General features: G+C 51.6%; 10 protein-coding genes. All 10 read left to right on the top strand.

Annotated elements, in window-relative coordinates:
* On the top strand, nt 1–604 hold a 604-nt coding region (gene tssK / locus ACQZQY_RS25005; protein ID WP_431297508.1), incomplete at its 5' end, for a type VI secretion system baseplate subunit TssK.
* On the top strand, nt 601–1,275 hold the full coding sequence (gene tssL, locus ACQZQY_RS25000) for a type VI secretion system protein TssL, short form (protein ID WP_431297507.1): 675 nt from the start codon (nt 601–603) through the stop codon (nt 1,273–1,275). The genes tssK and tssL, both read left to right, overlap by 4 nt.
* 136 nt (nt 1,276–1,411) lie before the next feature.
* Nucleotides 1,412–2,947 (top strand): OmpA family protein, encoded by a 1,536-nt coding sequence (locus tag ACQZQY_RS24995; RefSeq protein WP_431297506.1) that lies wholly within the window; start codon nt 1,412–1,414, stop codon nt 2,945–2,947.
* Between the two features lie 32 nt (nt 2,948–2,979).
* Nucleotides 2,980–3,471, top strand: coding sequence for a type VI secretion system effector Hcp (gene hcp, locus ACQZQY_RS24990; RefSeq protein ID WP_101079103.1), 492 nt, complete (start codon nt 2,980–2,982; stop codon nt 3,469–3,471).
* Nucleotides 3,472–3,634: 163 nt separating this feature from the next.
* On the top strand, nt 3,635–6,289 hold the full coding sequence (gene tssH / locus ACQZQY_RS24985; protein ID WP_431297505.1) for a type VI secretion system ATPase TssH: 2,655 nt from the start codon (nt 3,635–3,637) through the stop codon (nt 6,287–6,289).
* Nucleotides 6,286–8,673, top strand: a complete 2,388-nt coding sequence (locus tag ACQZQY_RS24980) for a type VI secretion system Vgr family protein (protein ID WP_431297504.1) — start codon at nt 6,286–6,288, stop codon at nt 8,671–8,673. The genes tssH and ACQZQY_RS24980 overlap by 4 nt, the downstream gene beginning before the upstream one ends.
* 16 nt (nt 8,674–8,689) lie before the next feature.
* Complete coding sequence (locus ACQZQY_RS24975; RefSeq protein WP_431297503.1) at nt 8,690–11,350, top strand: glycoside hydrolase family 19 protein; 2,661 nt, start codon at nt 8,690–8,692, stop codon at nt 11,348–11,350.
* On the top strand, nt 11,347–11,823 hold the full coding sequence (locus ACQZQY_RS24970) for a hypothetical protein (RefSeq protein ID WP_431297502.1): 477 nt from the start codon (nt 11,347–11,349) through the stop codon (nt 11,821–11,823). Before ACQZQY_RS24975 ends, ACQZQY_RS24970 begins: the two co-directional genes overlap by 4 nt.
* Nucleotides 11,824–12,037: 214 nt before the next feature.
* Nucleotides 12,038–12,409, top strand: coding sequence for a lysozyme inhibitor LprI family protein (locus ACQZQY_RS24965; RefSeq protein ID WP_431297501.1), 372 nt, complete (start codon nt 12,038–12,040; stop codon nt 12,407–12,409).
* Between the two features lie 126 nt (nt 12,410–12,535).
* Nucleotides 12,536–15,022 carry a glycoside hydrolase family protein gene (locus ACQZQY_RS24960; RefSeq protein WP_431297500.1) on the top strand — a complete coding sequence of 829 codons (2,487 nt, stop codon included), beginning with the start codon at nt 12,536–12,538 and terminating at the stop codon, nt 15,020–15,022.
* The last annotated feature ends 4 nt before the right edge of the window (nt 15,023–15,026 follow it).

Genomic DNA, 15,026 nt, shown 5'->3' with positions numbered 1-15,026 from the left:
TGTTTCAGCATTATCTGAACTGGTTAAAAATCCGGTGCGACACCCTGAACAAGTCTGGTTTGAATTATCGAAACTGGCGGGGAGTCTCCTGACGTTTTCCCTGGAACATGATATCGAAGCGATACCGGCTTACGACCATGCGTCCCCAGAGACCGTTTTCCCGCCTTTACTTGACCTGATCGGGGAGCTACTGGAAGCCAGCCTTCCTTCACGCGTTATCTCGCTGGAAATGCACAAGATCAATGGCCAGCAGTGGAAAGCGCCTCTTAATGACAGTCGCCTGCGTGAAGACGCGGACTTCTACCTGTCAGTACGCTCAACACTGCCCGCTTATCAGCTGATTTCCCAGTTCCCTGCCTTGTGTAAAGTCGGGGCACCGGACGATGTCAATAATATCGTCAATATCGCACTTAATGGCGTGCCGCTGATCGCTTTAAGCCATGTCCCCGCGGCAATCCCTCTTCGGCTGGAAAATCAATATTTCGCCCTGGATCTCAAACATCCCTCTGCGCAGGCCATGCTGGATTCGGGTACGTGCATGTTCTATGTACCGGAACTTCTCGGCGAACTGCAACTGGAACTCTATGCGGTGCTTCGGTCATGAGAAATGAAATAGATATTGATGAGTTGCTGGCCGATACCTGGCTATCCGTTGTGCAGCTACGTAATGGAGTGGTTGCAGAAGAAGGCGAGGCTTTATACGAGCGCTGCCGCGCTCAGGTAGAGCGAGTTCAGGACCAATTACAGCTGGCCGGTTACGATAGCGAAAGCGTTGAACATATCACTTATGCCCAATGTGCATTGCTGGATGAAACCGCACTCGGTCGACAGGGTGGGGACAAGGCGCCTGATAACGGACATATTGCCTGGCAGCGGGCACCGTTACAGGCGCGTTTCTTTGGCTCTCTTCAGGCAGGTGAAGCGTTATATGAACGGATCCGCTCCGTGCTGCATCAACCGGCTCCCGATATCACCGTGCTGACCTGTTTTCATCGGGTCTTATTGCTGGGTTTTCAGGGGCAATATAGCGCTCAAACCATCAACCCTCATCAACGTGAGCAAACCCTCGCCGCACTTGCCGGGCGGGTCACTCCCTTCAACGTGGTGCTCCCGGGTGCATTGCTGAGTAAATCAGGACGGGTACGTGGCGGGGCAATATTACGCTCACTCTGGTTCTGGGTTCTGGTTGCTATTCTGGTCGTGTCCGGCGTCTGGTGGGGCGGGCATGTCTGGCTGCAACATCTGATTAATCAGCAATTACCGGGGCAGTTCTGATATGCGCATCGGTTCTCGTTTATCAGTTTACTGCCTGACCGGGATGACGGGGTGTCTGGCACTTCTGTTGTGCTGGGGATTCAGCCCATTTGGCGCCTCCACAAAATCAGTCATTACCCTCATCACAGTGATCTTAATGGCTGGACTGATGCTGTGGGGAAGGCACCATGATGTGTTCATCGATGAGACGACACGACTGGAAAACCTGCCGGAGATATCGTTTTCGCAGCCGGTCGTTCTTGTTTGCGGGGACAAGCTGGATGCGCTGTTTGGTGAAACTACGGTACGGATTACCCCACTTGCCTGTTATGTCAAAACAGACATCGCAAAACCGTTATCCATTTTCGTTGACGCGGTGCTATCACAACGTCCCGGCTGGATCTGCCAGATGGCTGTACTGTACAGCGTTTCGCCGGAAGTTCATGCCGATGAAGCTGTCTGCCGTGCCGCGATTAAAAGCTGGCGTCAGCAGTTTTATCGTCTGCAAAAGCGCATCGGATGCCGCATTCCTGTGCTGGTCAGTTGCTGGCTGAACGGAACTGCGTCGCCCTGGTTTGTGGGCGATGCCGAGGGAAAAATGATCGTCAGGGACGACGATGAAGGCGCAACACTGCTGAGTGACTGGTTGAGTTCGTCAGACATCAACATGCAGCCCGCTCGCCAGTCTCAGGCTATCTGTCTTGAGGCAGCCTGTTCATGGCTTCGGGACGTTGTGTTTGATGAAATGCAGCATCCTGAAACCCTGAGCACGCCGGTGCGTCCCGTGGCCGTGGGTGTCAGGTTTGACGCCGTGTCGGGTGTGCCCGATAACCTTTGGTCTGAAGCATTGACGCGGCGTACCACACTGAATGCGCAGATGCCACTGCAATCAGAGAGCGTGGTAACTCTGCCTTTTCCCGATCCCTTGTTACCGCTGCTTTCCGGCACTACCCGCCATATCAGGGCCGGACTGGCACCGGTATTCGCCGTCATTCTCATGATGTGTTTTGCGGTAACGGCCATTGGTTTTGTTGTTAACAACAACCACCGGCTCATTACGCGTATCGGTATGGATCTGAAGCGCTATCTGATCATTCCTATGAGCAATTACGTTCCGAAAGCACAAGCCGTTGCCGTATTGAAACTGGATGCTCAGTTGCTTGAGCGTTATCACCGCCAGGGCGAGCCTTTACGTCTGGGCTTGGGACTTTATCAGGGTGAACGACTCTGGCTGGCTCTGCAGCAGGAAATTGATCGTTACATCCCTCCACCGCCGCCACCGGCCGAAAAAATATCGCCTAAAACGGTGCGTCTTGATTCCTTGTCACTATTTGACACGGGCCATTACGTGCTTAAACCGGGCTCACTCAAAATGCTGGTGAGTGCGCTGGTGGATATCAAGGCCAAACCAGGCTGGCTGATTGTGGTCGCCGGGCACTCGGATATTACCGGTGATGCGAAAGCTAACCAGACACTGTCTTTAAAACGTGCTGAATCCCTGCGCGACTGGATGCTTTCTACCAGCGACGTTTCCCCGACCTGCTTTGCAGTTCAGGGCTTCGGAGCCACGCGCCCTATTGCAACAAACGACACCCCGGAAGGCCGCGCGGCCAACCGTCGTGTCGAAATCAGTCTGGTGCCGCAGGCAGATGCCTGTCAGGCAGCAGCAACCCCACATTCATCAAATGATTGATGGATGCTTAACTTAGAAATGGAGAACTACCCATGGCAATTCCTGTTTATCTGTGGCTGAAAGACGACGGCGGTGCGGACATTAAAGGTTCCGTAGACGTAAAAGATCGCGAAGGCAGCATCGAAGTCGTTGCGCAGGAACACAACCTGTACATCCCGACCGATAACAACACTGGCAAATTGACGGGTACCCGTATTCACACCCCGTTCCTGTTTACCAAGGAAATCGACTCCTCCAGCCCGTACCTGTACAAAGCGGTGACCACCGGTCAGACCCTGAAATCCGCTGAGTTCAAATGGTATCGCATCAATGACGCGGGCCAGGAAGTGGAGTATTTCAATACCAAACTGGAAAACGTCAAGCTGGTGAAAGTCGCGCCTAAAATGCACGACATCAAAGATCCGGCCAAAGAAAAACATAACCATCTCGAAGCGATCGAGCTGCGTTACGAAAAAATCACCTGGACCTACAAAGACGGCAACATCATTCATTCCGATTCCTGGAACGAACGTACCACCGCGTAAGACCTCACAGCAGACGGTTCGCCGTCTGCTGTTTTTGTTTTCTGAGCCGCCGGTCTGGCGGTTGAGCAAACAAAAACAGAACCGGACATCGACCTTATGGGCCTGGGTTTCCTGCAAAGGAAAAGGCTATGGGCGGTAGCGTACCTCAAAAAAGGAATTCAGCATGGAACAGCAGTCAGCCGTCTTACTTCGTCGCTTAAACCCGTACTGCGCGAAAGCGCTCGAAGCCGCCGCGACCCTGTGTCAGACGCGGGCACATGCGGAAATCACGGTCGAACACTGGCTGCTTAAGCTGCTTGAACTGGGCGAAGGTGACATCACCGTGCTGGCCCGTCGCTACGAGTGGGACATGGACGCGCTGTGGCAAAATCTGCTCGCGCATCTCGACGCCCTGCCGCGTTCCGTGCATGCCCGTCCGCAACTTTCAGATGATTTACAGGCGCTGATAAAAGCGGGATGGCTGGCCGCATCCCTGCAGGACGACAATGAAAATATTCGCAGCGTACATCTGCTGGAAGCCCTGCTTGCTAAGCCGCGCCTGCTGCGTTGCGAGGGCTTGTGGCCGCTGTTCAGCCTGAGCGAAGAGCATATCCGCCGCCTGAAACCGGTACTGGACGCGCTGTCTGAAGAGCGCCCCGAACTGCAACAGCAGGAAAGCCTGAACCGGACGCCGTCCGACCTTGCCGGTGACGCCACCAGCCCGAAACATGACATCGCCGCTGGCGGTCAGTCACTGAGCGAAGCCCTGCAGGCTGCGCTGGATAAGTTCACGCTGGATGTCACCGCTAAGGCCAAAGCCGGACACATCGACCCGGTGTTCGGTCGCGATAACGAAATTCGTCAGATGGTGGACATCCTGTCACGTCGTCGTAAAAACAACCCGATTTTAGTCGGCGAGCCGGGTGTGGGGAAAACCGCACTGGTCGAAGGTCTGGCGTTACGCATTGCAGAAGGCAACGTGCCGGACAGCCTGAAAACCGTCAGCCTGCGCACCCTGGATTTAGGCCTGCTGCAGGCCGGTGCCGGGGTCAAAGGTGAGTTTGAACAGCGCCTGAAAAACGTCATCGACGCCGTGCAAAAATCACCGACGCCGGTGCTGCTGTTTATAGACGAAGCGCACACCATTATTGGCGCAGGCAATCAGGCCGGTGGCGCGGACGCGGCCAACCTCCTCAAACCCGCGCTCGCCCGCGGTGAGCTGCGAACCATCGCCGCCACCACCTGGTCCGAGTACAAACAATATTTTGAACGCGACGCCGCACTCGAGCGCCGCTTCCAGATTGTTAAAGTCGATGAGCCGGACGACGAGATGGCCTGTCTGATGCTACGCGGCCTGAAGTCCCGCTACGCGCAGCATCACGGCGTGCACATCACCGACGAAGCGGTCAAAGCCGCCGTCAGTCTCTCCCGCCGCTACATTACCGGCCGCCAGTTGCCGGACAAAGCCGTCGACCTGCTCGATACCGCCTCCGCCCGCGTGCGCATGAGCCTTGATACGCTGCCGGAAGATCTGACCCGCCTGAAGGCGCAGATCACCGCGCTTGAGATGGAAGAACAGGCGTTGCTGGAAGACATTTCGCTGGGTAGCCAGACCCACGGCGAGCGCCTGACTCAGATTGAACATCAGACCAATGCGCTGACTGATCAGCTCACCGCGCTGGACACTCAGTATCACGCTGAGAAAGCGCTCACTCAGCAACTGCTCGATGTGCGTCAGGACATCAGCCGGCAGGAAGAGATCGCCAGCCTGCAACAGCAACTCAGTGATTTACAGGGGCACGCCCCGCTGCTTTCACTGGACGTTGATATACGTACCGTCGCCACCGTGATTGCAGACTGGACCGGCGTGCCGCTGACCAGCCTGCTGAAAGACGAACAGACTGACCTGTTACAACTGGAAAACCAGCTGAATAAACGCGTCGTCGGCCAGGACCCTGCTTTGACCGCCATGGCACAGCGCCTGCGCGCCGCCAAAACCGGTCTGACTTCTGAGAATGGTCCGCTGGGCGTGTTCCTGCTGGTCGGTCCGAGCGGCGTGGGTAAAACCGAGACGGCACTTTCCCTCGCCGACTGCCTCTTCGGCGGCGAAAAATCGCTGATCACCATCAATCTCAGCGAGTATCAGGAAGCGCATACCGTTTCCCAGCTGAAAGGTTCACCTCCGGGCTACGTTGGTTACGGCCAGGGCGGCATTCTGACCGAGGCGGTACGTAAACGCCCTTACAGCGTTGTCCTGCTTGATGAAGTTGAAAAAGCGCACCGCGACGTGATCAACCTGTTCTATCAGGTGTTTGACCGCGGCTTTATGCGCGACGGCGAAGGCCGCGAGATCGACTTCCGAAACACAGTGATCCTGATGACCGCCAATCTTGGCAGCGACCACATCATGCAGCTGCTGGATGAACAACCGGAAGCCACCGACGGCGACCTACAGGAAATGCTGCGCCCGATCCTGCGCGATCATTTCCAGCCGGCCCTGCTCGCCCGTTTCCAGACGCTGATTTATCGTCCGCTGAATGCCGTTGCCCTGCGCACTATCGTTGAGATGAAACTGGCACAAGTTGCAAAACGTCTGAATAAGCACTACGGCCTGACATGCTCTATAGAAGAAAGTCTGTACGACACGCTGGTCGCCGCCTGCCTGCTGCCGGACACCGGTGCGCGCAACATCGACAGCCTGCTCAATCAGCAGATCCTGCCGGTACTGAGCCAACAACTGCTGCAACGCATGGCCGGACAACAGCGCACCACCGCACTGGCGCTGGGCTGGGATGAAGAAGAAGGGATCACGCTGGAGTTTGACGGAGAACAGAAATGAGCACCTCCGATGTTATCAACAGATTGCTAAACCAGTCCCGCTATCGTCTGGACGTTTTGCAAAGTCCGGCCTTTCTCGACGTGTTGCGCTTCGAAGGGGAAGAGCAACTTAGCAAACCCTTTGAATATATTATTCATGTCACCAGCACGGCCACCGATTTAACCGCTGAACAACTGGTTCTCAAACCTGCTACGTTTACCATGCAGGCTCCCGTGTTTGATATTGCTGGCGTTGCGGAGCCGGTCCGGGCTGTACACGGTGTGATTCAACATTTTTCACGTATCTCTACCTCTGCGGATCAGACGATTTACCGGCTGGTTTTGGTTCCGCGCGTAGCCTTACTGGACCACTCTGCAAAGTGCGCACTTTATCTAAATCAGTCAGTGCAGGAAGTGGTTGAAAAGGTTCTTCGGGCACACGGTCTGGAAGGCCCGGACTTCGAATTCCAGCTGTCCAGATCATACCCGGCACGTGAGCTTATCACCCAGTGGCGGGAAACAGATTTAGCTTTCATCCAGCGTTTACTGGCTGAAGTCGGGATCTACTGGCATCTCGAGATGGACACCCGCCTTGAGCATGACGTCATCATATTTGCCGACAGCCAGCAACAATATAAATTTGGAGTCCGTTTACCCTTACGCAACCAGGCGGGCATGAGCGACAGCGGTACCGAAAGCGTCTGGGGGCTGAGCACGCAGCATCAGGTCGTCACGCAACAGGTTTCCACCCGCGATTACAACTACCGGGAAGCGTTAAGTCCGATGGACACTACTGCCAGTGCGGCAGGAAGTGATGAAACCACCACTGGCGAAGTCTATCAGTATGCAGAGCCTTTTCTGGAATCCGGATCAGAAGACGGGGTAGAAACCGGTGCATTTTATGCCCGCCTGCGTCATGAGCGCATCTTGAATGCTCAGAAGACCGTCACCGGCCACAGCAGTTGCCCTCATCTGGCACCGGGTCAGGTGCTGGAAGTCGATGGCACACTTCCTTCTGTGTTAAATGAAGGCATCTTGCTGACGGGGATAAAAACCTACGGTTCGCGCAAGAGTCGTTTCACCGCGCAATTGACCGGTCAGCCTTACAGCGAAACCCTCTGCTTTCGCCCTGTTCTGCCAGAACGCCCGGTAATCGCCGGTACCCTTCCAGCCCGGGTGGAAAGCACCACCAAAGGCGATATCTATTCCTGGCTGGATAATCAGGGCCGATACCGCGTGAAGCTCGATTTTGACCGCGACGAACAGGAACAGGGCTACGCCTATCTCTGGCTGCGTATGGCAAAACCTTACGCCGGTGATACCTACGGCTGGCACGCGCCTTTACTCGATGGTACTGAAGTCGCCATCGCTTTCGATTCAGGCGACTGTGACCGACCTTATATCGCGTATGCCCTGCATGATTCAGCACACAGTGACCATGTCACCGACGACAACCATACGCGTAACGTCCTGCGTACTCCGTCTTTCAACAAGCTGCGGATGGAAGACAAACGCTCAGAAGAACACATCAAACTCGCCACCGAGTTTGGCAAAACGCAGTTGAACATGGGGCATCTGGTGGATGCGGAACGCGCACAGCGCGGTGCCGGCTTTGAAATCAGGACAGATGAACACGGCGTGATACGCGCGGGCAAAGGGATATTTGTCAGTGCAGAAGAACAACTCAAGGCACAGGGAAAAGTGCTGGATATGGATCCGGCCCTCGGTCAAATCCATCAGGCCAACAATGAGATGCAGGCTCTGAGTGACGCCGCCACGCAGGCTACCGCGCTGGCATCAGATATTCAAAAGCAGCTCAGCTTTGTCGATAACCGCCTGACGCAGTTGCAGTCCGCCGCCATTTTAGCCAGCGCTCCGATGGGCGTGGCGCTTACCAGCGGTGAGCATTTACAGCTGGCAGCCCGACAAAATCTGATGGTGAACGCCGGTAACAATGCCGACGTTGGCGTCATGAAAAACCTGTTCATCGGCGCAGGTGAAGCGTTAAGCATGTTTGTACATAAGCAGGATGCCACGCTGATTGCCAATCAGGGACAGGTCACTATCCAGGCGCAAAACAACGCCATGTCCCTGACCGCAAGACAAACCCTGACCATCACCAGCTCGGACGATGAAATCATCATTACCACTCCGAAAAAACTCACCCTCAACGGCGGCGGCTCTTATCTGACGCTGGAGGCAAGCAAAATCGAGCACGGGTCTTCCGGGGATATGACAATTAAGTGCACGAACTACCTGGTGCCGATGGTGGGGGCGGTGCTGGGTTATCACGTACCCAGCTTTAGTAAAGTGAACTTGTCTCTGAACTCCCCGAACAATCAGAGCAACCTGGATGAGCAGAATAAGCAGGACAGCCAGAATACCGGCAATCCTGCCTCTGAATAACAAGGACCTGTTAACCATGGCTGAAACAACACCGCCCGTCATCCCCAAAATTAGCTTTCCGGTTCCTGCCAGTGCCACCGGTGCTGAGTTCTCCACCGCCGACGACCTGCTGCAGAGCCTGGACAGAGAGGCTTCCGGCCTGTATCTGGTCGGGGGGAAAGGCATGTGGCACGGCGGTATTCATATCACCGATACCACCGCGCCCTGGTGCGCACTGACAGGCAATGCTCCACCAGAGCAGGCTTATGCACCTGCCCCCCATAAAGGGGAGCAACACCTGCGCTGTATGGCCGACGGTGATATCGTCGCGTTCCGCGTGTGCAAGGAGTACCCGACCATCCTCTGGGAAGAAGGGACGCTTTATCTCTCCGGCTCTTTTGTTCTGGTGCGCCATTATGTTCAGCCGGGCACCACAGCAGCCAGCGGTCTGACGTTTTATACACTGTATATGCATCTTGCCCCCTACTCCGCCTATGCGTCGCAGACTGACCCGCGGCAGCGCACTACCAAAGGCGGCGTTAAGTTCTATCTCACAAAAGAAGATGTTGCCTCAAACACGGTGGCCGGAAAATTTTCCGCCGGGAACGTCGTGACGCTGTGTGATGAAACGATGGTCAGGAGCAGTGATAACCATCAGTTCAGCCAGGTCAAAATGCAGGATGGCAGGCTGGTATGGACCGTTTCCGACTGCGGTTTTCTGAAAATGGCCGAAAGTAACGGAGCAAGTCCCCCACCCTGGTGGAGCCAGTGTTCACCGGCTTATAACGTGACGCCTCCCACGGCGGCGGTATACAAAAACATAACAGCCCTGAATTACTACCGCTGCAGTGAAGATGTGACGTTCGAAACCGTCGTCAGCGGACAGAACAAAAAATGGGGAAAACCGGCCGGGAAGCTGCTGCCTGTCAACACGCAGATGACCATGGAAACCGATAATGCCGCGCAGACAGTGACCCGACCGGATAACCGGGTATTCAAACTGATGACCATGGCCGCTGACGTCGCAGGTACGCCGCTCAAACGCGGTGAGCGCGTCTGGGTCGTTGCCGACGGCGGGAACCTTGAGGCCGTTGCCGCGCAGACGGGCTCATCACCAAAATTTGACGAGGTGATAACTGACCAGACAATCCCGGTACAGGCCGGCGCGGCGCTCGGTCACCTGGGGTTCTTTCAGATACCCACCGAGACCGGCTTCCGCTCGCGCTATATGGTGCACATTGAATGCCTGACGAGCGACAGCAAAGTGGCCAGCTTTCTTACCAATCCGGAGGCCGCGGGTCGCGAGAGTCCTGCATTCCTGAAGTATCCGGCAGACGCGACACTTTTCAGTAAGGATGCACAAGGTGCCATGGCAGAAAGTTCGCGCAAAACAAAAGCACCGGGAATACTGACATTGTCTAACGTACCGGCCGTGTCTGCAGACGGCACACCCACACACTATCAGATACGCCCGGAAGGCGGCTTCCTGGCCGCATCCTCCGTCGAAAAGTTGTCACAATTTGACCTCGGTAAACTGGGTTTTTCTATCATTAAAGACGACCCCGAAAGTTTTCAGTTGCTGGATGCCGAGAACCAGCCGCAGAACGTGGTGAAAGGAGTTTTTGAAAAACTCAAAGCCGCGGCAGAGGATGACCCGGTGTTCAGCAACGCGCTGGCCAGCCACAAATACAAACAGCTGCTCGATGTCATCGACCAGAACCACGACGGGTATTACTCCGTCGACGAATACCGCAATGCCGTGCATAACCCGACCTATCGCGACCAGCTTTATCAGCTGATAGTGCAGCACCCCAGCGAATGGTATTACGAGAAAACGGATGCGAAGTGGACTAAATATCTGGAAAAATTAGAACCCGATGCCTCGAAATGGAAGAAATACACCGAGGCCTTTCTGGATAAGATGATCTGGATGAAGAAAGTCGCCGGCATGGGCCCTGCACCCTGGCATATGCATCCGGTGATGTTTATGGAGGCAATGGGTGTTAATGACGATGGTGTTACCTATGAGCAATTAAAAATGATTTTCCCGCTGGCTTCAGATACCGATATAAATACTGTCGTTGAAGAGCTTCGCGGTAGATTACCAACCTTTATGTTAGATACCCCAACGAGACTACGGCATTTCTTTTCTCAAATTAAAGGAGAGGTAGGTCCGCGAATGAAAGGTAAAACAGAGGGGTTCCAATTTTCGCCTATGACATTAAAAACGTTTAGTAAATATTACCGTGAGCATCCTGCTGAGTCTGAAGCTGATGGTTATGAGAAAAATGCAGCAGGGAAAATTGTTCGTCGAGCAAATGAGCAGAATATAGGGCGTAAGCATTACTTAAGATTGAACGGTAACAGGCAAAGCAACCCTGATGATGGTTATAACTTTAGAGGGAGAGGGTTAATTCAAGTTACTGGTTATGAGAAATACTATGGGTTTATGGGAGAGTATAATAAATATTGGAAAGGTGATGTTCCTGATACTGTTTCGGAACCAGAAAAAATAAATGAAATGCCTTACGCAATTCGTAGCGCATTATGGTTTTGGTTGCACTATCAAGTATATTCATATGATCATGGCGAAGGTTACAGTGATGTAGTAAGCGTTACTAAAAGAGTTAATGGTGGGGATATGGGGCTAGATGAACGCCAAACGGCTTATACATTATGCGAAAAGGTATTTTTATGAAGGCAATTAGTGTATTTCTACTTGGAACACTATTTTCACTTATGTCCTTAAATTCCATAGCGTCTGGGAGTAACTCAACTGAGATTATCTCTTGCAAGTTACCTGGGGAATTATCTAGAAAGGTATCACTATCTATAGACAACGAAACCAAAGAAATAAACTACTCCTTTGAAAAGGAGGGCAAAGTAGAACTAGCTGTTTTGTTTAATGAAGAAAATAAACTGAAACGCCTTACAGATAGTGAAATGGGGGTTACATATTATGGTTTTAAAAGGGGGGCGTACAGTTATATTATTGATATAATTAATGGCGTTGAGAAGGAAGAATACACAATATCTTTCGATATTAGAAAAAACAATAAAGTCGTACAGTCTAATGATTGCCTTCATAGCTCATTCAGAAGTGCTGACATCACAAGCCAATATATAACCGATATTCCATATGTCGATGATGATAATTTCGTATTCCCGTAACTTCGTCTGAACTGGGTTCATATAGTCAGAAGGTCTAAGATGCATTGGTTGATTTAACGTTCCGAGGAGATAACTCTCCGAGGACAAGGCGCTATTTCATGAAAGATCTTAAAGCTGGAGAAGATCAATTTAAAAACAACATTTCAAACTCTCACTAGAAGTCTTCTTTTGGCGTACCAGAGCAGAGATTCAATGAACGGAAAGGATATTTATAATGAATAAGTATTTTGCATTGATGCTAGCTGTTTCTTCACTTTCAACAGTTGTGTATGCTGATTCTTCAAGTGAACAGGATAATTATCTAAAAATTAAAAGTGAATATGCTAAAGCAGATAGTGAGCTAAATAATATTTATAGACAGCAAATCCAAGAGTATAAGAATGAAGGTGCTGAATTTTACGGCCAAATGGAGTCAAAGGATATTTACCTTAAAAAATCGCAACTTGCGTGGATTAAAATAAGAGATGCCGACTGTAATTATGAAACCTATGAGTCGAGGACTGGAACTGCGTTTTCAAGTATATATGAACAATGCTTGTTAGATAAAACCAACGAGCGCATTAAATATTTAAATGAAAACAACTAGCAATAAAAACTTAAGATCGTCAAACAATAAAACCTTTACTGATGCACTCTCTCCACCTCTATGTATATATATGAGTATGAGTGTTGTCCCACCACATTTGCCGGAAAATTTTCCGCCGGGAACGTCGTGACACTGTGTGATGAAACGATGGTCAGGAACAGTGATAACCATCAGTTCAGCCAGGTCAAAATGCAGGATGGCAGGCTGGTATGGACCGTTTCCGACGGCGGTTTTCTGAAAATGGCCGAAAGTAACGGAGCAAGTCCTCCACCCTGGTGGAGCCAGTGCTCGCCGGCTTATAACGTGACGCCACCCACGGCGGCGGTATACAAAAACAAAACAGCCCTGAATTACTACCGCTGCAGTGAAGATGTGACGTTCGAAACCTTCGTCAGCGGGCAGAACAAAAAATGGGGAAAACCGGCCGGGAAGCTGTTGCCTGTCAACACGCAGATGACCATAGAAACCGATAATGCCGCGCAGACAATAACCCGCTCGGATAACCGGGTATTTAAACTGATGACCATGACCGCTGATGTCGCAGGTACGCCGCTCAAACGCGGTGAGCGCGTCTGGGTCGTTGCCGACGGCGGGAACCTCGAGGCCGTTGACGCGCAGACGGGCTCATCATCAAAATTTGACGAGGTGATAACTGACCAGACAATCCCGGTTCAAGCCGGCGCGGCGCTCGGTCACCTGGGGTTCTTTCAGATACCCACCGAGACCGGCTTCCGCTCGCGCTATATGGTGCACATTGAATGCCTGACGAGCGACAGTAAAGTGGCCAGCTTTCTTACCAATCCGGAGGCCGCGGGTCGCGAGAGTCCCGCCTTCCTGAAGTATCCGGCAGACGCGACACTTTTCAGTAAGGATGCACAAGGTGCCATGGCAGAAAGTTCGCGCAAAACAAAAGCACCGGGAATACTGACATTGTCTAAAGTACCGGCCGTGTCTGCAGACGGCACACCCTCACACTATCAGATACGCCCGGAAGGTGGCTTCCTGGCCGCGGACTCTGTCGAAAAGTTGTCACAATTTGACCTCGGCAAACTGGGTTTTTCTATCATTAAAGACGACCCCGAAAGTTTTCAGTTGCTGGATGCCGAGAACCAGCCGCAGAACGTGGTGAAAGGAATTTTTGAAAAGCTCAAAGTCGCGGCAGAGGATGACCCGGCGTTCAGCAATGCGCTGGCCAGCCACAAATACAAACAGCTGCTCGATGTCATCGACCAGAACAATGACGGATACTACTCCGTCGACGAATACCGCAATGCCGTGCATAACCCGGCCTATCGCGACCAGCTTTATCAGCTGATAGTGCAGCACCCCAGCGAATGGTATTACGAGAAAACGGATGCGAAGTGGACTAAATATCTGGAAAAACTAGAACCGGATGCTTCGAAGTGGAAGAAATATACCGAGGCCTTTCTGGATAAGATGATCTGGATGAAGAAAGTCGCCGGCATGGGGCCGGCCCCCTGGCATATGCATCCGGTGATGTTTATGGGATATATCAGGCAGCAAACAAATCATGAGATTATTTTTCCACTGATGGTTAAGCCAGAAAATGATCCAGGAAAAAAATGGTCTTACCGAAACTGGCGAGATATTAACCGGGGAAATGCTGCAGCATTTGGTAGACCTCGCAGCGAAGGAAGACAACATGGCGGGCGAGATCTTTATACTAACGAATATGAACCGGTTGTTGCCATTTGTGACGGGAAAATATTAGGGACATTCCCCTTCTATGATGGTACCAATGAAGTAAGTATTGTTCACAACACAAAAGATGGCAGGAAGTTTATTGTAAGATACGGTGAATTAGATCCGCAAAGTATAATGGTTAGAACAGGTGAAGAAATAAAGCAAGGGCAGCAATTGGGTAACACAGGGCGGCTGATCAATAACCATGGCCAACCTACTGTCATACTAGATCATAAAACTGTTTACATGTTGCACTTCGAATTATACACAGGTAGCATTGCATATAACTTAAGCCCCTCTCTGACAAATCGGAGTAATCCACCATTTTCAAGGCGTGGTGATTTAGTAGATCCAATTAATATATTGGCCGAAGGGTACGAAAATACGTTCAAAGAGAACAATGAAGAAAATAATAGATTCGATATAAATTATTTACATACTTCAGTGAAAGGTAAAGAGTTTATAAAGGGTTGGGAGTCATTGAGGCTGATCTCATATAATGACTCTCAAGGGAACTGCACTATTGGATTTGGGCACTTAATCGAAAGCAACCGATGCGAAAATATCATACTCCCAGAGGAATTCAAAAATAGTATTGATGAGGTTAAAGCTCTTAGTTTATTTGATGATGACCTTGCTGCTATTGAACGAGGAGTAAAAAGATCTATTTCAGTTAATTTATATCAACATGAGTTTGATGCTCTTGTTAGTCTACTGTTTAATTGTGGAGAGTTTTTCCTATCATCAGGCGGCGCACCTAATCTACTTGCATTACTTGACGCCGAACAATACGAACAAGCGGCTAATGAATTTTTAGATATAACCAATGGTGGGGATTCCGGACTAATGGCGCGACGTCGTGCAGAAAATAATATTTTTCTAAATAACGAATACAATTCGGCCCATTAATAAC

Origin of the sequence: Rahnella sp. PAMC25559 (assembly GCF_050632365.1) — a bacterium.
Classification (GTDB): domain Bacteria; phylum Pseudomonadota; class Gammaproteobacteria; order Enterobacterales; family Enterobacteriaceae; genus Rahnella; species Rahnella rivi.
This window is presented reverse-complemented; position numbering and strand designations above follow the sequence as displayed.